Origin of the sequence: Hymenobacter sp. AT01-02, from assembly GCF_000961955.2 — a bacterium.
Taxonomy (GTDB): domain Bacteria; phylum Bacteroidota; class Bacteroidia; order Cytophagales; family Hymenobacteraceae; genus Hymenobacter; species Hymenobacter mucosus.
Window position 1 is genome coordinate 64135 of the sequence record NZ_JZIR02000011.1, and the last position, 18966, is coordinate 83100.

An 18966-nucleotide genomic window follows, 5' to 3' on the forward strand; every position below is an offset into this window, starting at 1 on the left:
ATAGATGGATTTGGTGCTCATGGCCGGCATGGCGGTCTGTCTACCAGCGGTACACTGGTCCCCCCGAGGGCATTAGCTCGGCATATGTAGTACGCTTGTAACTAGTAGTATCAGTTGTAGGAAAGGGAAAGTAACGCGCTGGCAGTTGACTATAGTCGAATAGGCCCCAGGTAGCAAGGAAGGACTGGGGCTTATTCAAGAAAGGCATCTTCTCGTCAGGGTTCGAGCTTATGCAGATAGAGCGCGCCTGTTGAGGTTCTTCTAAAGAGGAGAGAAGCCAAAATTCGTAAGGTGTGGCCCAGGTCATCATTACTGTATCCATGGGTACCCCTTGCTCTGGTAACAGCAGTTTACGATTGGGAAGATTCTCGGTGTGATGCAATAGACGTTGGGCCCAAGCTACTCGGTTACTGTAAGGAACGTGGGCAAACCCAATGCTCAACAGTCGAAGCGCCAAGACCATTACTACCATACCTGCTGCCCATCGTGCTGGCAGGCTAGGCAATACATCAAATGCTAAAGGGACTGCCACAAATACGGCCAAGGGCAGCAACAGATTTTCCATGTAAAACTGTGGCTCCTGCCCTTCAGAATAAGAGCCAGTAACTAGTAATGCATATGCAAGAAAGGCGCCGCCAGATAACGCCATTCTTAGCCACTGCTTTTGCCAAGCATAGTGGGCTATTACCAGTATAAGCCCTAGTGAGAGCAAATAGTAATCGTATACTAGCCAGTTAAGAAATCTCTGGAATGCATACGTGTTGAAATAGTTTGGAAATAAGCTGAATAGCTTATCTGTACGCTTGATATTATCGATATCGTAAGGCGTATGAAATACTTTGTTTTTGATATATGTTAGAGCCAGCATTGCTCCCAACAACCACAAGTAACTAGTATAACTATCCCTATTACGCAATACAAAGAATAGACAGCAGAAGCTAAAGGGAATGAACAGGGTCGGATGAAAAAAGCATAAGGTAAACAAACCTATGCTCAGGGCTGGTACTCCCCAACCGGGCCATTTTACTACCAGCCACCGTTGGTAAACCGCTAGGAACAGCACCATAAACACCAGTCCTTGCTGCAATTCAGACTGCGCCCAGTAAAAAGTGTGAGTCACCATTAGAGTGCTCAGTAGCACTACTACAGTTCCCCAGCGCACAGCACGTGCGCCCCATACACAAAAGGCAAACACGGACGCGTACCATCCCACAAATGCCAATGAATAGAGAATTGTAACAGTATGTAAGCTCAACCCTAATCGGCCGCCCAGCAACGGCACTAGCTGTGTTATAGCTGACCCAAACCGGTAGTTCTGAATTGTAAGGGTATCTTCTTGCAGAATAGTAAACAAGTGAAATGACAAGTCTACAAATGCTACTCTCTCCTTATAAAACACTATTGCTAGCACTGCCAGCACGATATAGGTCACTACACCAGACCAGACAATAGTTTTTCGTAGGCTTCCAGAATACGATAAGTGCTCGAACATATTTAAAGAAAGTGGTAGGAAAGCTGTCTGCTGTAGCGACGCCACAAGTTACAGACTATCCAAACCCGGGAGCCTAGAAAAACAAAACCCCTAGCTACCAAAATAGCCAGGGGTTTTGTACTGCTTAAAACTCTTAAGACTTTCTAAGACTATTCAGCAGCTAATAAGTCAGTGCTGCGCTTCACAAAGGCGGTTAAGGCCTCTCCTTTCAACATGCCTTGGGCTAGCAAAGCCAAATCAAATGCTTGACGTGCTAGCTTATTGCCTGCTTCTCCTTCAGCCTGCAAGATGCGCTGTGCTATCGGGTGATTAGCATTTACACTGACGGTGTAGCTATCTGGTAAGGAGCCAAACATCTGCATGCCACCACCACCGCCCGCACGCTGCATATCCTTCATGCGGCGCATGAATTCTGGCAACGTAATAATGACGGGAGCATCTTGAGGGGAGAGGGCTTCAACTTGTACCTGCATCTGCTCGTTGCTGATGGCTTGCTTATACAAGTCCTGCAGACGCGTTTTGTCGTCGTCGCTTAGTACGCTCTCGGTCTGTTCCTCTTTCTCGATGAGCTTACCAACGGTATCGGCATCTACGCGCTTGAACGACACCTTCTCTAACTTCTGCTCTAGCTGACCAATGAAGTGCGCATCTAGCGGGCCATCAAGCTTAAGCACATCATAGCCCCGCTCCTGGGCAGCTTGCACAAATGCGTGCTGCGCTTCTGAGTCGGTGGTATAAAGCACTACGGTTTGATCGTTCTTGTCTTTCTGATTGGCCTGAACGAACTCTTGGTACTCCGACAGGGTGAAAAACTTACCGGCTACGTTCTGAACCAACGCAAAGTCCTTGGCTTTCTCGTAGAACTTCTCATCGGAAAGCATGCCATACTTCACGAACAGCCCGATATCCGACCACTTCTCCTCAAAGCCAGTGCGGTCCTTACGGTACAGTTCCGCTAGCTTATCGGCTACTTTTTTGGTGATGTAAGTGTTGATTTTCTTCACGGCAGCATCAGCTTGCAGGAAGCTACGCGACACGTTCAATGGGATGTCCGGCGAGTCGATAACGCCGTGCAGCAGCATCAGGAACTCGGGCACCACATCCTTCACTTCATCAGTGATGAACACCTGACGCGAGTAAAGTTGAATCTTGTTGCGCTGGAACTGCAGCTCGTCTTTCACCTTCGGGAAGTAGAGAATACCCGTCAGATTGAAGGGATAATCTACGTTGAGGTGAATCCAAAACAGAGGCGCTTCCGAGAAGGGGTACAGCTCCTGGTAAAACTTGGTGTAGTCTTCGTCGGTCAGTTCCGAAGGCTGCTTGGTCCAGATGGGAGCCGTCTGATTTATTACCTCACCCTCAAACTCAATCTCGATGGGGAGGAACTTGCAGTATTTGTTCAGGATACCCCGCAAGCGGGCAGCTTCTAGAAACTCGTCCGAATCCTCTGCTACGTGCAATACTACATCGGTACCACGTTCAGCCTTTTCAGTGGTTTCTAGGCTAAACTCGGTCGAGCCGTCGCATACCCAGTGCGCCGCCTCGGTGCCTTCTTTGTGGCTCTTAGAGAAGATTTCTACCTCTTTGGCTACCATGAAAGCAGAATAGAAGCCCAGGCCAAACTGACCGATAATCTGGTCTTTGGCAGCGGCATCTTTCTCTTTATACTTCTCAACGAACTCAGAAGCACCAGAGAAGGCAATCTGGTTGATATACTTCTTGATTTCTTCGCCCGTCATGCCTAGGCCACGGTCTGCAATGGTGATGGTACGGGCTTCCTTGTCCACGCTCACCTTTACTTTCAGGTCCCCCAGCTCACCCTTAAACTCGCCCAACTGGGCCAAGCTTTTCAGCTTTTGGGTGGCGTCCACGGCATTCGACACCAATTCCCGGAGGAAGATTTCGTGGTCGGAATACAGGAACTTCTTGATGATGGGGAAGATATTCTCGGTATGAATCGAGATGCTACCTTTCTCTTGCATAACGCTGTAGAAAAGAGGGGTTAAAACAAAAAACCAGACAGTCTGCCAGCCGGTGGCCCGGCCAGCCTCGCTTTGTTTTCCGTTTCAAACCATATTCCAAGTCCATATTGGCTGTCAGCTTGTCAGCGCAGGCAGCTACTTAATAGGGCGGCTTATATCCACATGCGCGACAAAAGACTCGGTGAGCGAATCATCCGCGTATTGGCAAGCCACTCCTGCTCAAGCTGCGTAGCCACACTAGAGGAAGAAGTCAGCCAGTCTAGGGCCGATGGAATATCGGAGAAGAATTGCACGTCGGCATTGTTGCAACGGCGGCCGTCACTAAGCACACTCTCGATAACGAGCTGATTGTGCATAGTAGGCGGCTGAATTATTGCCAAGTGCTGTATCGACAGGCGAGCAAATTCGGGAAGCCACTCGTCGCTGAGCCATGCCTGCTCATCAGTTCCCACCAGCGGCATTGTGCTCAGGTCGGCTAGCCAATTCGTGATATGATAATTATTAGATAGTACCAGCAGCTCCTTGAAAGCGGCCCGGAAACGGTCGTAGGAAAGTAGATCGTGCCACTCCCAGCGTAGTAAGTGTAGCGGAGAGGAAACTTGTAAATAGAGAGAATCGTGAATGTGAATCATAACGCGGTGCACAATAGGCTAGCCATCTAGCTAGTAAGCACCGCAAACCTAGATTACCCATACACTCACGGGGGCGAAATTCGTTCGTTCCGGCTAGAACCTCGTTAGACACGCCATTTTGTTGCTTGAAGGCTTTTACGCCGCTAGTTTTTCCTGCTTTGAAACGACAGGTAGCGGGAAGGAGGCAGTTAGGGCCTTTTCCTTGGGAATAGAGGGCATTGAGCGTCGATACCCATACTGGCTAGGCCGGTAGCCAAAGGGCCGCACAGCGCTACCGGTCATACGAACAAGTTATCGGACTGGCGTGTGGGCCGCAGGACGGCGGCTAAACGGCGGAGCAGACGATTTGTGAGATGTTTCATGGCTTCAAGATCTTATGACTGCTTGATGATGCCACAAAGGACGACAGTGCATATGTGGTAGGTGTTGCCGCATGATTATGCTTTTATGATTCTGACTGAAAGCGAGTACGCATAAGACTTAACCAGATTTTATTATACATTTGCCCAATACCTGCTACGTTGTTGCAAATGCGTACCCTCCGTTCCCGTCTGGCCCTTGTGCTGCTCCTGTGCTTTGTGCGGGTGCTGCTGCCCGACACGTGGGTTCTGGCCATGCACGCCCACACGCACACTACTGATGAGCCAACGGAGCAGGTAGGCTGGTCCAAGGGCAAAGCATTATTATCCAGCAAGCACCAGCATTGCGATGCGGACAACTTTTACAGCGTAGCCTTCCAAACTCCGGCTCCGCTATTGTTGCCCGCTCCAGTTCTTGCGTATGCCCACCCTACTGCAACGCCTCGGCTGGCACCAGTGGCAACGGCACCCGCACCTACGCTCGCTTTACGCGGGCCCCCAAGCCAGCACTAGTACCCGTGTGGCTTGCCGTAGCGGCTCATGCCTTCCGGAAGGATTTGGCATAGCTATTCTCTTGCGTTGTTCGTCGCAGAGGTTGCTTTCTCACATTCAGCGCACTAGCGTGTGAGGCTACGGTAGCCAGTCTAGTATCTGGCTTCTTTTTGTCTTCCTATGCTTTTCCGTGTTCCGGGCGTACCGGGCCGGGCTGTTTGCGCATGGTGGCTGCTTCTCCTACTAGGATGCTGGGCAGCCCCAGCAAACGCCCAGTCTGCATCGTGCGCCCTGTCGCTAAGCGGCCGCATTTCCGACCATGAGCGTCGGGAGTCGCTGGCTGGCGCGACGGTAGTGGTGCTGGAAACCCAGCAAGCCACGCAAACCGAGGCCGATGGCCATTATCATCTTGAGCTTTGCCCAGGCACGTACCACGTGCAGGTTTCCTTTGTGGGTTTTGCCTCCGAAACTGCCGTACTACAGGTAGGAGCGGCAGTGGTACGCGACTTCAAACTGCACCCGGATGCAATAGTGCTGCAAGGAGCTGTAGTGCAAGGCCAGCACGTAACGGCGCCTAGCCCACAACCTACGGCTACCCTTAGCGGCCAAGCTCTGCAGCAGACCCGCGGGCAGGCCCTGGGCGAAGCGTTGCAAAAGATTTCTGGGGTAACAGCCATTCAAACGGGGCCCAGCATTTTCAAGCCCATGATCCACGGCTTGCACTCCAACCGCGTCACCATCCTGAACAATGGGGTGCGGCAGGAAGGGCAGCAGTGGGGGCAGGAGCACGGCCCCGAAATCGACCCTTTCATTGCTTCCCAGCTGACGGTGGTGAAAGGCGCGGCCAGCGTGCGGTACGGCTCCGATGCTATTGGGGGCGTAGTACTGGTAGAACCCAAGCCCTTGCGCGACTCAGTAGGAACGGGGGGCGAGCTACAGCTGGTGGGCATGAGCAACAATGGCCTCGGGGCGGCCTCAGGTACGGTAGAAGGCAACCTGCGCCGCCTGCCCGCCCTGAGTTGGCGCGCCCAAGGCACGGCCAAACGAGCAGGTACTATGCGGGCGCCGGGCTACTACCTCAAGAATTCAGGCTTTTCCGAGTACGACTTCTCAGGGGCGCTAGGCTGGCACAAGGACACATATGGGGTCGAGGTTTTTTATAGCCGTTTCAGCACGAAGCTGGGTATTCTGCCCGCTGCTCATGCCGAAAGCCCTACCGACTTGTACGCCGCCATTGCCCGACAAAGGCCGCTGGAAACGACTTCCTTCAACTACGACATCAACCGGGCATACCAGCAGGTTCGGCACGATCTGCTGAAAGCAACGGGGTTTGTGAAAACTGGGAGCATAGGGCGCCTACAGGCTACGGTGGCTCAGCAGGTTGACTACCGCAATGAATATGACTTGTATGATGCTCGCAACGACGACCGCGCGGCGCGCAACCGGCCGGCACTCAGCTACACGAATCGCACAACTACCGGCGAACTGCTGTGGGAGCACAAGCCCTTGGGCCACTTTAGCGGTAGCGTAGGCTTGGCGGGCACCTACCAAGCAAACCGCTACGCCAGCGGCACCAAAGGCTTTATTCCTTACTACAACAACACGGTAGGCGGGGCCTTTGCTATAGAGCGCTGGCAGAAGCAGAAGTGGCAGGTAGAGGCCGGCGTACGGGCCGACTACCGCTACCTCGCCACCCGCCGTGCTGCACGCGAACTGCGCGACTCAGTAAGCGTCTTCTACGTGGACCGCCAACAGTTCACCTACCTCACACCCGCCGCTTCACTGGGTGCAATCTACGATGCTACCCCTCACTTCAGCCTCAGTCTCACCACGAGCCTCACCCAGCGTGCCCCAGCCGTCAATGAGCGGTTTAGCGACGGAGTACACAATGCGCAGTACGAACTAGGCTATGACCTTGTGCCGGGCAACGGAGCACTACACCCCGAAACGGCCTACCATACTGCCCTAACCGCTACTTGGCACGATAATCCGCGTTTCAACGGGGAGCTAACGGTCTATCAGACCAGTATTCAGGGCTTCATCTACCAGCAGCCTATCCTACCACCCGTCATCAACATTCGGGGCACGCTTATCAGCTGGCAGTATTTCCAAACCAACGCTACGTTGCGCGGCCTCGACCTGGGCGCGACCTACGGGCTAACGCCACAATGGACTTTAGCGGGCAAGGCCACCGTGGTGCGGGGCCGAGACACGAAAGCTGACCAATGGCAAGTATACATGCCCGCCGACCGCGCAGAGCTTTCGGTGCGCTATGAGGCGTCAGAGGCAGCAAGCCCACGTCTTACGCAGCGGTACGTGCACCTAACGGGCTACGCCGTGGCGCGCCAAACGCGCGTGCCCGCCGACTATGCCAGCAAGGACTATGCCCTCCCCCCTGCTGGCTACGCCTTGCTGGGGCTAGAAACGGGCGCTACTGTGCACTGGGGGCGCCTACCCCTAGAAGTGAGTGTGGCGGGTAGCAACCTTCTTAACCAACGCTACCGCGACTACCTAAACCGCTACCGCTATTTCGCCGACGAGATGGGCCGCAACGTGACACTGCGCGTGCGCATACCGCTGGAATTTGGCGGGGCCAGCCACTAAAACACTGACCTGATTTTGTCACCATTCCTTTTCAAACTCCATACCTCATCTACCATGTCCAACTTCCTTTTCCGTCCTGCCTTTCTAGCCCTGCTGGCTTCTTCTGCTCTGTTTACGGCCTGTAAGGACGACAACGATGACCCCACGCCCGACGACGACAACGAGCAGATTACGACCGTAACTTATACCCTCACGCCTCAGGGCGGAGGCACGCCGCTTTCTATTCAGTACCGGGACCCCGACGGCGACGGTGGTGTGGCGGGCACCATTACGCCGGCTACGCTGGTGTTGGCGCCAAACACTACCTACACTGGTTCCCTGGCTCTTCTGGATGAAACCAAAACACCGGCAGAAAACACAAGTGCCGAGATTCTAGAAGAAGGTGATGAGCACTTGTTCGTCTTCTCGCTACGGGCGTCAACCTCACCATCACGGCTACTGATAAGGATAAGAATAACCTCCCCATTGGCTTGTCAAGCACCGCGGTAACGGGAGCCGCTAATGCTACCGGCACCACGGGCTCCCTAAAAATTACGCTACGCCACCAGCCCGAAACCAAAGACGGCACCGCTACCCCTGGCAGCACCGACGCCGAAGTAACGTTCCCAACGGTAGTGCGCTAGCGCCAAGGTGCCGGGCAGCCTAGGCAAGTATTAGTCCACTTCCGGCACCATTTACTGCATTCGGAGGGGCTGGCTGCAAACGGCCCTTCCACTTACTTTCTCCCTGTTTGGTTGTGGAGATTCTCCAGGAAGACACCGGCCACTGGTCGGTGTTTTCTTTCGTTGTAGCCATACATGCAGCCTTTTTCCCTTACCAGCCGTTCATTGGCTTCTCCGTACTTTGCTTCTATGCCCCGACTTCTCCTCTCTACTAGCCTGCTCCTGCTCACAGGAGGCACCTTTGCTCAAACTGCCCCTACCACCCCAGCCCGCTCCACCCGGACCGCCACGGCTGTAGCGCCCGTTACGGGACGCGTGGCGGATGCGGCCACCGGTGAGACCTTGCCCGGGGCTACCGTGGTATTTCCCGATTTGCGGCAGGCTACCACAACGGATGCCAGCGGCAACTTCCGCTTCGCTAATTTACCCAAGGGGCGCTTTTTGGTGCAAGTGCGGTTTCTGGGTTATACTACCGTGGTACGCACTGTAGATACTAGCTTAGGGCAGCCCCTGGAAGTAGCCCTCACACCGGCTGCTACCGAGATTGGCCAGGTGGTAGTAACAGGGGTATCGGCTAGCACGGAAATGCGCCGCTCCCCTATCCCAACCAGCGTGGTAGACCAAACGCGTCTCCGCCAAACGGCAGCCACCAACGCCATTGATGCCATTGCGCACACCCCCGGCCTCAACCAGATTACTACTGGTGCGGCCATCAGCAAGCCGGTGATTCGGGGCCTGAGTTCGAACCGCGTGATTACCCTCAACAACGGGGCGAAGCAGGAAGGCCAGCAGTGGGGCGACGAGCACGGAATAGAGATTGACGAGTTTAGCATCGACCGGGCCGAGATAATCAAAGGCCCTGGTTCCTTGCTGTATGGGTCCGATGGGCTGGCGGGCGTTATCAACTTCCTACCGCCCGAGCCCGTGGAAGACGGCCGCATTCTAGGATCGGTGACGGGTAACTACCAAACCAACAACTACCAGCAGGGCTACTCCGTTATGAACGCCGGCAACCTGAACGGCTTCAACTGGATGGCGCGGGGCTCGGGCAAAGTAGCCGCCGACTACCGCAACCGCTACGATGGCCGCGTGTACAACTCCGGCTTTCGGGAGCTGAACGCCAGCGGCTACGTAGGTCTCAACAAGAGTTGGGGCTACTCTCATCTCACCTTCAATAGCTTCAACCAAATTTTGGGCCTCATTGAGGGCGAGCGAGACTCCTTATCGGGACAGTTTCTGCGCACCAATAGCCTCGGCGAAACCCAGGTAGTAACGGGCCGCGGCTTTTCCGGCTATGGACTGGATGTACCGCGCCAGCAAATCAACCACTTGCGCATTGGCACCGACAACAACTTCATTCTGGGGCGGCATCGCCTGACGCTGAATGTGGGGTGGCAGCAGAACCTGCGCCGTGAATTTGGCAACCCAATGGACTACTACGAGAGGTCGTTGTTCTTCCAGCTTCGCACCGTAGACTATGCCTTGCGCTGGTTCTTGCCCGAGATGAACGGCTGGAATACCACGGTGGGCGTAAGCGGCATGCAGCAGGAAAACCAGAACAAGGGCGTGGAATTCCTGATTCCCGCGTACCGGCTTTGGGATGGCGGGGTGTTTGGCGTCACGAAAAAGAGCTTCGGCAAGCTAGACCTAAGCGGCGGCTTACGCTACGACCTGCGCCGCATTAATGCCGACGCCTTGTATTTGGATGCCGATGAGCAGCCCGTACCGGCTGGGCAGGGCGAGGAAAAGTTTTCAGGCTTTCGGAGTACCTTCCGCAACGTGAGTGGTAGCGTAGGTGGCGCTTACAACTTCAGCGACAAGTGGCTGATTAAGGCCAATGTAGCCCGCGGGTTCCGGGCTCCCAATATTGCAGAACTGGGCTCCAATGGTATTCATGAGGGCACTACCCGTTACGAGATTGGCGAGCCCAACCTGCGGCCCGAAACCAGCTTTCAGCTTGATGCCGGTTTGGCTTTCACCTCCGACCACGTGAGCTTTTCTGCCGATGTATTCCGCAACCGCATTAGCAACTACATCTTCCCCCGCCGCATTGCCGCTGCTAATGGCACCGATTCGCTTAGCACCGAGGGCGACCGGGTATTTCGCTACGGGCAAGGTGATGCGCGCTTGGCTGGTGGTGAAGTAAGCGTAGACTTGCACCCTCACCCACTCGACTGGCTGCACTTTGAGAACTCCTTCTCGATGGTGCGCGCCATTGAGTACGACCAGCCCGAAGGGCAGGAGTACCTACCTTTCATCCCCGCCGACCGCCTTCAATCGGAGCTGCGCGTAAACTTCCGCAAGGTGGGCAACTCCCGCCTGCACAATTTGTACGCCCGCACCACCGTGGAGCACAATTTCGCCCAGAACCGCATCTTCTCGGCCTTCGATACGGAAACCCGCACCCCGAGCTACACCCTGGTAAATGCTGGCTTAGGTACCGATATCGTGACCAGCACCGATAGAACCCTGTTTTCGATGTACCTGGCCGTCAACAACATTTTTGATGTAGGCTACCAAAACCATCTCAGCCGGTTAAAGTACACTGCTGTCAACTCAGTCACGGGCCGCGCGGGCGTTTTCAACATGGGGCGGACCATGAGTATCAAGCTGGTAGTACCAGTACGCTTTAAGTAACTTCCGGGTAGTTATTCCGGCTGGCTTGCGGAACGCTCCTTGTCACTTAGTCGGTTTGCTAGCATACGCTACCGCCTGAAATCTTTTTTGCCATGCCACACGACCACCACGGACACGACCACGGGCACCACCATCATGGCCCGCCGGCCGATGGCAATTTCAGTCAGGCCTTTACCTGGGGCATTGCGCTGAATCTCCTCTTCGTGACGGGCGAGGTAGCAGGCGGACTGTGGGCGAACTCCTCGGCCCTACTGTCCGATGCAGGCCATAACCTTTCCGACGTGCTGAGTTTGGCACTAGCCTGGGGTGCCTCGCTGCTGGCTAAGCGCCGAGCTACTGAGCGCTACACGTATGGGTACAAAGGTGCTACCATACAGGCGGCCTTGCTAAATGCGGCGCTGTTGTACTTGGCTCTAGGCTTTATTCTCTGGGATACAATTGACCACCTACGCAACCCAGCCCCCGTGAACGGCCCCGTAGTGATGGGCTTGGCGGGCCTGGGCATCCTAGTGAATGGCTTTACGGCGTGGCTGTTTCGGAGCGGGCAGAAGGGCGACGTGAACGTGCGTGGTGCCTACTTGCACATGCTCACCGACATGCTCGTATCGGTGGGGGTAGTAGTTGGTGGCGCCTTGGTGTACTTCACCAGTTGGCTTTGGCTCGACCCAGCCATCAGCTTCGTCATTCTAACCGTGGTAGGCGTTAGCTCCTGGAGTTTGCTGCGCGAAACGGTGCAACTGGGTTTGCAAGCGGCCCCAGAAAGTATCGACGTGTCGGCGGTTCGGCGGTTTTTGTTAGCCCGGCCTGGAGTCAGTAGTGTCCATGATCTGCACATCTGGCCACTGAGCACTAGTGACACCGCCCTCACGGCTCATTTGGTGCGCCCCAGTGGTGAGAACGGCAACCTTTTTCTGCGCGACCTTCAGCACGATTTGCTTCACGAGTTCAACATCAGCCACTGCACTGTGCAGCTAGAAGACGAGCTTCCCCTGATGGGCACCCACGGGTGCTGCGACCAAGCGCACGTAGCCTAAACAGCACGCCCACTTGCTACTGCTCCCTTGTACGCTGCCGCAGCGAAGTACAAGGGAGCGGTACTTTTTCTGTCGGAAATTTTCGTAATGTGCGGTTCGCAATTCCTACCGCATGAAAGCTGCTCCATCCCCCACTACTCCCACCAAAACCACCGGTCTGTTCAGTGCTATTGTCGTGGTGGCTGCCCTCGGCTACTTTGTCGACATCTACGACCTCATTCTGTTCAGCATTGTGCGCGTAGATAGCCTGAAAGAATTGGGCATTACGACCAAGGACGCCATTACGACCCAGGGCCTCTACCTGATTAATATGCAGATGGGCGGTATGCTGCTCGGCGGCGTCCTGTGGGGCGTGTTAGGCGACAAGCGTGGGCGCCTCTCGGTACTCTTCGGCTCCATCCTGATCTACTCCCTAGCCAACATCGCCAACGGGTTTGTGCAGAGCATTGAGCAATATGCCTGGCTGCGTTTGATTGCCGGTGTAGGGTTGGCAGGCGAGCTAGGAGCCGGCATTACCTTGGTATCGGAAACCCTTCCGAAAGAAAAGCGCGGATATGGTACCATGATTGTGGCCACCGTGGGCGTTTCGGGAGCCATGCTGGCCTACTGGGTAGGCGAGAAATTTGGTTGGCGCAACGCCTACTTTGTGGGCGGAGGCTTGGGGCTGGCCTTGCTAGCTCTCCGGGTGGGCGTGTACGAGTCAGGGATGTTTGAGCAGGCTAAGAAAACCGATGTGGAGCGGGGTAATTTCTTCGCGCTGTTCACCAATGGTCCGCGCTTGGCGCGCTACCTCAAATGCTTGCTAATTGGGGTACCGCTCTGGTTTGTAGTAGGCATTCTGATTACCCTGGCCCCTGAATTTGGCGAAGCGCTTCACCTCACGGGCCCCGTCACGGCTGGGTTGGGTGTGTTTTGGTGCTACTTCGGTCTGGTGTTCGGCGACTTTATTAGTGGTAGCCTCAGCCAGCTGCTACGTAGTCGTACCCGGGCTCTTCAGCTATTCCTCGTGTTTTGCGGCCTGATGGTGGGTGCGTATCTATTTGGGCTGCGAGGCGCTTCGCCCACGGCCTTCTACAGCGTTTGCTTTGTACTGGGCATTTCAGTCGGATTCTGGGCACTATTTGTCACGGTAGCAGCCGAGCAGTTTGGCACCAACTTACGCGCCACGGTAGCCACCACCGCACCCAACTTTGCTAGGGGTTCAGTGGTGGTGCTAGTACCGGTTTTCAATGCCGTAGCAGCGGGGCTTGGCACGGCCCTGGGCCCCAACCGTATCCTGAGTGGGGCGGTGGTAGGAGGAGTCTCACTAGCCATTGCTTTTTGGGCTGTGAGCACCCTACCCGAAACATTTGGGAAAGACCTTGACTACGTGGAAGAATAGCATCATCAAGAAATAATTCATAAACTATTGTATATCAGAAGCGTAAACTGGGCTGGACGTTATACCCGCCCTACTCATGAAAAAAATTCTTTTTGTAACTGCTCTTGCCTTTGCCGCAATGAGCAGTCATACTACTAAGGCCCAAGCCGTTGACACCGCCCAAGTACGCCTTCAACTACAGCAGCAACGCGCCGCTGAGGCAAAGGCTACCCTAGAAGCACAAAAGCAGCAAACGGCTGCCTCGCGCAGCAACGTAGACGCTACAAAATCGCAACTCGAAGATCAAAAAAGCGCCCTGCGTGAGCAGAAGCGCCAGATGAAAGAACAAAAGCTGCAGCTAAACCGTGAGAAGGACGCGGCCAAAGAGGCCCGCCGCCAGGAAAAAGCTGCTAAGCAGGTACTGCGCGACGAAAAGCGGAAAGCAAAGGAGGCTAAGAAAGCCAGCAAACTCTAGTCTTGCCTTCCGTATGATGCAAAAAACTCCAGCCCCCGGCTGGAGTTTTTTCGTACCCCTCCTACCTGTTTACTTCTACCTCATTGCGCTATGGCCTCTCAGCGACCAAGAACACCACCATGTATTACCCGTGGCATCACTTCGTGCTGGTGCCGGCTCTATTCATCATTGCAGGGTACAGCATTCGACGCTACCTAGACGTGGCTGGCGATGACTCTGAGGACTCGCGGCTGTGGTTTACGCTTATGGCGCTATCGGTAGCAAGCTTAGGAGTGTTACTGATGTTACGCCAGCACTATGCCCTCACGCTCCAGGATCGCATTGCCCGGCTGGAAGTACGGCAGCGCTACTTTGAAATCACGGGGCAAAGTTTCCGGCCCCTAGAAGACCAGCTCACGCTCCGTCAGATTTTGAGCTTGCGCCTTGCGGGTGATGCCGAACTGCCCAATTTAGTGCAAACGGCCATCCAGGAGAAGCTTGCCCCCAAAGACATTCAGAGCCGAATCCAGGACTTGCGCTTCGACCATATGCGCGTTTGACGGGCCAACATCTCCGCTGCAAACAGCAGGCTTGGATTTTTTGGCCGACTTTTGCGTTATCACCAGGCTACGGAAGCCATCTTACCACTTGCCATAGTGCTTCCGGCCATCCATCACCAAGACCCAAACTCATGATTCTCTATAACGTTACGACCAGCCTCGATCCGGAAATTGCCGATCAGTGGGTGGCGTACATGCGCGACACTCATATGCCGGAAGTAATGGAAACCGGTTTCTTCCTGAAAACTCAGCTGTGCCGCTTACTCAACGAGGAAGACGACGGAATAACTTACGCGGCGCAGTACTACTGCGTGAGCTTAGAGCAGCTGGAAGAATACCAGCAGGTGGCAGCACCAGCCCTCCGCACCGAAATTGAAAAGCACTTTGGTGGCCGTTATGCCTCCTTCCGCACCATGCTGGAGATAGTAGGGTAATTGCTCTCCGCACTCACAAAAAAGGCCGCTTTAGTCTACCTAGAGCGGCCTTTTCGGCTTTTAAGTCAGCGCAAACAGTCGTGTGCTTTCTGTTCTTTGTACTTGTGCTTAATAAGGACTAGAAGCCCGAACTAGTGCTTCGATGGTCGCGTCGCAGGAGTAGGCTTGCAGCTGCTCATAAGACAAGGTACCGTTGAACCACTCTGGGTCGAGTTCGGCTCCTACCTTCCGGTAGAATCCAATGGCCGGCTCGTTCCATTCCAGTACCTGCCACCGCATGCGGTAGGCGCCGGTATGCCGGGCCTCGGCTACCACGGCGTCGAACAGGCGCTTGCCGAGACCAGTGCCGCGTAACTGTTCGGTCACTACCAAATCTTCCAGGTATAGCATGCGCCCCTTCCACGTGGAATAAGCCGTGTAGTAGAGCGCAATGCCCACGATAGTACCGGCCGTTTCCTCCTCCGCTACGAAGAACTTAAAAATTGGGTCTGGGCCAAATCCGTCGCGCTGCATATCGGCTAGGGTGTTCGTGACTTCTTGGGGCGCACGTTCATATTCAGCCAACTCCTTGATGAGAGCAAGCACCTGGGGTAAATCGGCCTCACGGCCACGACGAATTTGCATGGGAGCGGGTAGTAAAGGGTAGTAAACTGTAAGCAAGCACGGGCTAGAACGACGAATGAGCAACGGCGCGGCGGCCATTGCTCATTCTAGTTGCCTGATTGCTCAGGTTGATTACATTACGGGCTGCATCTTTTTGATGTCTTCCGTAGCATTCACCGCATTGATTTCGCGCGTAGCTGGGTTGGGGGGAGCTACTTTGCCACCGGTCGTATCAGGGGCTTCCGGCAGGGGGGGCAGCGTGCGGGTGGTTATATCTTCATCCTCTTGAAATCGGGGTTGCTGCAGGACGTAGCGGACAGCATCAGCGAGCCGGCCAGCAGACCGAACAGGAGCGTTTTTTTCATATCTGAAAACAAAATGACAGAGGCAATTACGAGAGTTGCGGCCGCGAAGATACAGTAAATGAGTCGTCAGTTGGTGGTTGAAAGCGGCCAGTTGTTGGGAAAGAGCGAGCAGAAGCCTTTTCGTCTTTTGCATAGCACCTACAAGAGGCAACTGCTACTACCAGCTTTCCTTACCGCTTGTACGGGTTTACGCCCATGTTCTGGTACGCAAACGACCAGATATCGGCCCACTCCTCAATTTGTAGCTTGGTGCTTTTGCCCGCGCCGTGGCCCGCATTTACATCCACCCGAATTAGTTGAGGGCGGGATCCTGCGTTGGCCGCCTGCAATGCGGCCGCAAACTTAAAGGAGTGTGCCGGCACTACTCGGTCGTCGTGGTCGGCCGTGGTAATCATGGTGGCGGGGTAGTCAGTGCCAGCTTTCAGGTTGTGAAGCGGCGAAAACTTATACAGATTCTGAAACTGGTTGTAGTTGTCGGAGGTGCCGTACTCTGGGGCCCAGTTCCAGCCGATAGTGAACTTCTGGTAGCGCAGCATGTCCATTACACCCACGGCCGGGAAAGCCACCTGGCAAATGCCCGGCTGCTGGGTCATGGTGGCTCCTACTAGCAAGCCGCCATTGGACCCACCCGCAATGGCGAGCTTTTCGGTGGTAGTATAGCCCGTTACTTTTAGATACTCGGCCGCGGCAATAAAGTCGTCGAACACGTTTTGCTTGTGGGGCGTCATGCCGCTTGGTGCCACGCCTCGCCGTATTCGCCACCGCCACGCAAATTCGGAACAGCCAGCACACCGCCATTTTCCAGCCAGAGCATTCGCGCTACGCTGAAGGAGGGAGTAAGCGAGATATTGAATCCGCCGTACGCGTACAAGTAGGCCGGATTCTGCCCGTTCAGCTTCAACCCTTTTTTGTGGGTGACGAACATGGGTATCTTCGTACCATCCTTGCTTGCGTAAAAGACTTGGGTGGTGACGTAGTCAGATGGGTTTACATCTACCTGGGGCGCCCGAAACACGGTGCTAGTATTAGAGGCTAGGTCGTACTTGTAGATGGTGGTGGGGTAAGTAAACGACGTGAAGGCGTAGTACACCGTCTTGGCATTGCGGCGCCCCCCAAAGCCAGCGGCCGTACCAATGGCGGGCAGGGCCACATCGTGCTTAAACACTCCTTTCTCAGTGTACACCTTGATGTTGCTGCTAGCATCCTTCAGGTAAGAAGCCACCAGATAGCCGCCTACTTGATCTACCCCCTCTAGCTTTTGTTCCGTTTCCGGCAGCACCACTTTCCAGTTTACCTCTTGCGGCTTCTTGGGGTCAATGAGCACTACCCGGTAGCGCGGGGCCTTGTAGTTGGTGAGCACAAGCAGTTGGCCGCCCACGTTCCCTACCACGGAGTTGTTGTGCTGGTAGCTGCTGATGAGGGTAGTGAATTTGTTGGCTTGCTTGGCGTCGGTGAGGTCGCGCACGGCCAAGCGGTTACCATCGGCCTTGCCATCAGTGAGGTAGAGAACTAAAAACCGTTCGTCCTCGGTAGTACCCACGGTACGGAAGCCCAGCGCCATTTTGGGGTCTTCGTACACCAGCTTGTCGGAACTCTGGGGCTTGCCGAGTTGGTGGTAGTACACTTTGTGGTATTCATTCTTGCCAGCCAGGCTGTTCTCACCCTTCTTAGGCGCGTCGTAGCGGCTGTAGAAAAACCCGTTTTTGTACCAAGCCGCCCCCGACACTTTCACCCACTGCAACTCGTCGGCGAGGGGCTGGCGGGTTTTCAGGTCCAGCACTTTCAGCTTTTGCCAGTCGGAGCCGCCGCCGCTGGTGGCATAGGCCATGTAGCGGTGGTCATTGGAGAAGTATGTTCCCGCCAAGGATGTAGTACCATCGGCCGAGAACTTGTTGGGATCAAGCAGCACATCAGGCTGGCCTTCCTGCCCGTCTTGCTGAGTGTACAGCACTGCTTGGTTTTGCAGGCCGTCGTTTTTGGAGAAATACAACTGGCCGGCTTCCTCCTGCGGAATCCCGAACCGCTCGTAATTCCACATTTTGGTTAGTCGCTCGCGTATCCGGTCACGGAATGAAATCTTGTCGAGATAGCCAAAGGTGACTTTATTTTCGGCCTCTACCCACGCCTTGGTTTCGGGCGAGTCGAGGTCTTCCAGCCAGCGGTAAGGATCGGCAACGGGCGTGCCGAAGTAATCATCTTTATGGTCGACTTTCTTGGTTTCAGGGTATTGCACAGAAGCTAATCTAGAGGTGGCACTGCTACCCGTTGCGGCAGAATGCTTGGCAGGAGCATCGGGCGTTCCTGGCTGCGATGAGCGGCACGAGGTTAGCGCCGCTAGCGCGAGCACGGGAATAGTGAGTTTTTGCATGGTCAGAGAGTAGTACGGAGGGCGCCGAAGATAAACCAGAGAACCGAAGGTTTGATTAGTCCTGTTCATTCTTTTGGTAAGACTACCTACTACTCGCGCATCATCTCCCAGCCATCGTCTTCGGCACCAGCTAGGCAGGCACCTAGTGGAGCCCACTATTGGTAGTAGTAGGTACGCACTTAGCTGGCCCGCTTTCCCTGGCCTTATTGCATGCGTCCTACCTTCGGAATTACCTGAATCAGAAAGCGCTTGTTGTCGCCCTCGCGGCGGCCACTGTAGCGGCCAGTGCCATAGAAGCCGCTACCACCAATAATCAGCTCTATGCCACGGTCTTGGCCGAAGTTCAGCCCGTTCTGCTTCCAAAGATTGAGCAGATTCAATGCCCGACGGTAGCTGAGCTGGTAGGTGGTTTGCTCCTCGCGGGCGTTGCGCGGGTCGCCTTGGGGGTAGCGCGCGGCCATACCTTCCACAATCACGAGGTAGCGCACGGGCTGGTCGGTTTTGATGCTTTTAAGCACCTTACGCAGGGTACGACCCGCCTGCAAAAGAGCAGGTTTGTAGGCTTCCTGAATTTCGTCGCGACCGGCCTTGAATTGTACCGGCACCAGCAGTTCATGCCGTTCATTAGCAGGGTCATACTTAAAATACTTGCCTTCTAGCTGCTGTAAGGAACGGCGGATCTTAGTAATCTGCTCCAGCTCAATGGCCTTGGCTTTTAGCTCCCCATTGGCCTGCTTTAGTTCTCCCTCCCGGTCTTTAAATAGCTTGAAGCTGTACACGAACAGCACCAGCATCACCACAAACAAGGACGTCATCAGGTCCACGTAGCTGGGCCAGAAGAAGTCGTTGCTTTGGCGTTTGTTGGAGGTAGTATTGTTCATGTTTTGAGTCTATGCTAGATACTTAGCAGGAAGCTGTATTTCCAGGT

18 protein-coding genes are annotated in these 18966 nt (G+C 54.8%); 10 read left to right on the forward strand and 8 right to left on the reverse strand.

Features of this window, described 5'->3' with window-relative positions:
• Window positions 1-40: 40 nt before the first annotated feature.
• The 3 genes from VI25_RS04305 to VI25_RS04315 all read right to left on the reverse strand — a co-directional run bounded on the left by VI25_RS04305 (window position 41) and on the right by VI25_RS04315 (window position 4106).
• The gene (locus tag VI25_RS04305) at window positions 41-1492 is read right to left on the reverse strand and encodes a hypothetical protein (protein ID WP_045688358.1); all 1452 of its coding nucleotides are present in this window, start codon (window positions 1490-1492) and stop codon (window positions 41-43) included.
• Window positions 1493-1641: 149 nt separating this feature from the next.
• A complete protein-coding gene (gene htpG, locus VI25_RS04310) occupies window positions 1642-3474 on the reverse strand; it encodes a molecular chaperone HtpG (protein ID WP_045688359.1) in 1833 nt (610 codons plus the stop codon).
• 152 nt (window positions 3475-3626) lie between these two features.
• Window positions 3627-4106 carry a hypothetical protein gene (locus VI25_RS04315; RefSeq protein WP_045688360.1) on the reverse strand — a complete coding sequence of 160 codons (480 nt, stop codon included), beginning with the start codon at window positions 4104-4106 and terminating at the stop codon, window positions 3627-3629.
• A 530-nt stretch (window positions 4107-4636) separates the two neighbouring features.
• On the opposite strand from VI25_RS04315, the gene VI25_RS04320 reads away from it, so the two are divergent.
• From VI25_RS04320 to VI25_RS04360, 10 genes are all read left to right on the forward strand, one after another.
• A complete protein-coding gene (locus VI25_RS04320; protein ID WP_045688361.1) occupies window positions 4637-4978 on the forward strand; it encodes a hypothetical protein in 342 nt (113 codons plus the stop codon).
• Between the two features lie 159 nt (window positions 4979-5137).
• Complete coding sequence (locus VI25_RS04325; RefSeq protein ID WP_045688362.1) at window positions 5138-7561, forward strand: TonB-dependent receptor; 2424 nt, start codon at window positions 5138-5140, stop codon at window positions 7559-7561.
• Between the two features lie 54 nt (window positions 7562-7615).
• A complete protein-coding gene (locus tag VI25_RS04330) occupies window positions 7616-8050 on the forward strand; it encodes a hypothetical protein (protein WP_052695180.1) in 435 nt (144 codons plus the stop codon).
• Window positions 8032-8184, forward strand: coding sequence for a hypothetical protein (locus VI25_RS26475; protein ID WP_236704879.1), 153 nt, complete (start codon window positions 8032-8034; stop codon window positions 8182-8184). Before VI25_RS04330 ends, VI25_RS26475 begins: the two co-directional genes overlap by 19 nt.
• Window positions 8185-8412: 228 nt before the next feature.
• On the forward strand, window positions 8413-10860 hold the full coding sequence (locus tag VI25_RS04335) for a TonB-dependent receptor (protein WP_055562303.1): 2448 nt from the start codon (window positions 8413-8415) through the stop codon (window positions 10858-10860).
• A 92-nt stretch (window positions 10861-10952) separates the two neighbouring features.
• Window positions 10953-11894 carry a cation diffusion facilitator family transporter gene (locus VI25_RS04340; protein ID WP_045688023.1) on the forward strand — a complete coding sequence of 314 codons (942 nt, stop codon included), beginning with the start codon at window positions 10953-10955 and terminating at the stop codon, window positions 11892-11894.
• A 112-nt stretch (window positions 11895-12006) separates the two neighbouring features.
• Window positions 12007-13275 carry an MFS transporter gene (locus tag VI25_RS04345; RefSeq protein ID WP_045688024.1) on the forward strand — a complete coding sequence of 423 codons (1269 nt, stop codon included), beginning with the start codon at window positions 12007-12009 and terminating at the stop codon, window positions 13273-13275.
• 76 nt (window positions 13276-13351) lie between these two features.
• The gene (locus VI25_RS04350; RefSeq protein WP_045688025.1) at window positions 13352-13729 is read left to right on the forward strand and encodes a hypothetical protein; all 378 of its coding nucleotides are present in this window, start codon (window positions 13352-13354) and stop codon (window positions 13727-13729) included.
• 83 nt (window positions 13730-13812) lie between these two features.
• Entirely contained in the window at window positions 13813-14268 is a 456-nt protein-coding gene (locus VI25_RS04355) for a DUF6526 family protein (RefSeq protein WP_052695118.1), read from the forward strand.
• A 131-nt stretch (window positions 14269-14399) separates the two neighbouring features.
• The gene (locus VI25_RS04360) at window positions 14400-14702 is read left to right on the forward strand and encodes a DUF4286 family protein (protein ID WP_045688026.1); all 303 of its coding nucleotides are present in this window, start codon (window positions 14400-14402) and stop codon (window positions 14700-14702) included.
• A gap of 108 nt (window positions 14703-14810) precedes the next feature.
• Here VI25_RS04360 and VI25_RS04365 read toward each other — a convergent pair whose 3' ends face one another.
• The 5 genes from VI25_RS04365 to VI25_RS04380 form a co-directional block, all read right to left on the reverse strand.
• Window positions 14811-15326, reverse strand: a complete 516-nt coding sequence (locus tag VI25_RS04365) for a GNAT family N-acetyltransferase (RefSeq protein WP_045688027.1) — start codon at window positions 15324-15326, stop codon at window positions 14811-14813.
• A 111-nt stretch (window positions 15327-15437) separates the two neighbouring features.
• Window positions 15438-15803 (reverse strand): hypothetical protein, encoded by a 366-nt coding sequence (locus tag VI25_RS04370; RefSeq protein WP_045688028.1) that lies wholly within the window; start codon window positions 15801-15803, stop codon window positions 15438-15440.
• Window positions 15804-15840: 37 nt separating this feature from the next.
• The gene (locus VI25_RS27605) at window positions 15841-16398 is read right to left on the reverse strand and encodes a prolyl oligopeptidase family serine peptidase (protein WP_262489915.1); all 558 of its coding nucleotides are present in this window, start codon (window positions 16396-16398) and stop codon (window positions 15841-15843) included.
• Complete coding sequence (locus VI25_RS04375; protein ID WP_262489916.1) at window positions 16395-18038, reverse strand: prolyl oligopeptidase family serine peptidase; 1644 nt, start codon at window positions 18036-18038, stop codon at window positions 16395-16397. The genes VI25_RS27605 and VI25_RS04375 overlap by 4 nt, the downstream gene beginning before the upstream one ends.
• Before the next feature lie 203 nt (window positions 18039-18241).
• On the reverse strand, window positions 18242-18919 hold the full coding sequence (locus tag VI25_RS04380) for a hypothetical protein (RefSeq protein WP_045688030.1): 678 nt from the start codon (window positions 18917-18919) through the stop codon (window positions 18242-18244).
• Window positions 18920-18966: the final 47 nt, after the last annotated feature.

Excerpts from the sequence above, each read along its gene's own strand:
- VI25_RS04350 (WP_045688025.1), top strand. The coding sequence starts at position 13,352 with ATGAAAAAAATTCTTTTTGTAACTGCTCTTGCCTTTGCCGCAATGAGC.
- VI25_RS04305 (WP_045688358.1), bottom strand. The coding sequence starts at position 1,492 with ATGTTCGAGCACTTATCGTATTCTGGAAGCCTACGAAAAACTATTGTC.
- VI25_RS04335 (WP_055562303.1), top strand. The coding sequence starts at position 8,413 with ATGCCCCGACTTCTCCTCTCTACTAGCCTGCTCCTGCTCACAGGAGGC.
- VI25_RS04365 (WP_045688027.1), bottom strand. The coding sequence starts at position 15,326 with ATGCAAATTCGTCGTGGCCGTGAGGCCGATTTACCCCAGGTGCTTGCT.
- VI25_RS04320 (WP_045688361.1), top strand. The coding sequence starts at position 4,637 with ATGCGTACCCTCCGTTCCCGTCTGGCCCTTGTGCTGCTCCTGTGCTTT.
- VI25_RS04380 (WP_045688030.1), bottom strand. The coding sequence starts at position 18,919 with ATGAACAATACTACCTCCAACAAACGCCAAAGCAACGACTTCTTCTGG.
- VI25_RS04315 (WP_045688360.1), bottom strand. The coding sequence starts at position 4,106 with ATGATTCACATTCACGATTCTCTCTATTTACAAGTTTCCTCTCCGCTA.
- VI25_RS04375 (WP_262489916.1), bottom strand. The coding sequence starts at position 18,038 with ATGCAAAAACTCACTATTCCCGTGCTCGCGCTAGCGGCGCTAACCTCG.
- VI25_RS04330 (WP_052695180.1), top strand. The coding sequence starts at position 7,616 with ATGTCCAACTTCCTTTTCCGTCCTGCCTTTCTAGCCCTGCTGGCTTCT.
- VI25_RS04345 (WP_045688024.1), top strand. The coding sequence starts at position 12,007 with ATGAAAGCTGCTCCATCCCCCACTACTCCCACCAAAACCACCGGTCTG.
- htpG (WP_045688359.1), bottom strand. The coding sequence starts at position 3,474 with ATGCAAGAGAAAGGTAGCATCTCGATTCATACCGAGAATATCTTCCCC.
- VI25_RS27605 (WP_262489915.1), bottom strand. The coding sequence starts at position 16,398 with ATGACGCCCCACAAGCAAAACGTGTTCGACGACTTTATTGCCGCGGCC.
- VI25_RS04340 (WP_045688023.1), top strand. The coding sequence starts at position 10,953 with ATGCCACACGACCACCACGGACACGACCACGGGCACCACCATCATGGC.
- VI25_RS04360 (WP_045688026.1), top strand. The coding sequence starts at position 14,400 with ATGATTCTCTATAACGTTACGACCAGCCTCGATCCGGAAATTGCCGAT.
- VI25_RS04370 (WP_045688028.1), bottom strand. The coding sequence starts at position 15,803 with ATGCAAAAGACGAAAAGGCTTCTGCTCGCTCTTTCCCAACAACTGGCC.
- VI25_RS04325 (WP_045688362.1), top strand. The coding sequence starts at position 5,138 with ATGCTTTTCCGTGTTCCGGGCGTACCGGGCCGGGCTGTTTGCGCATGG.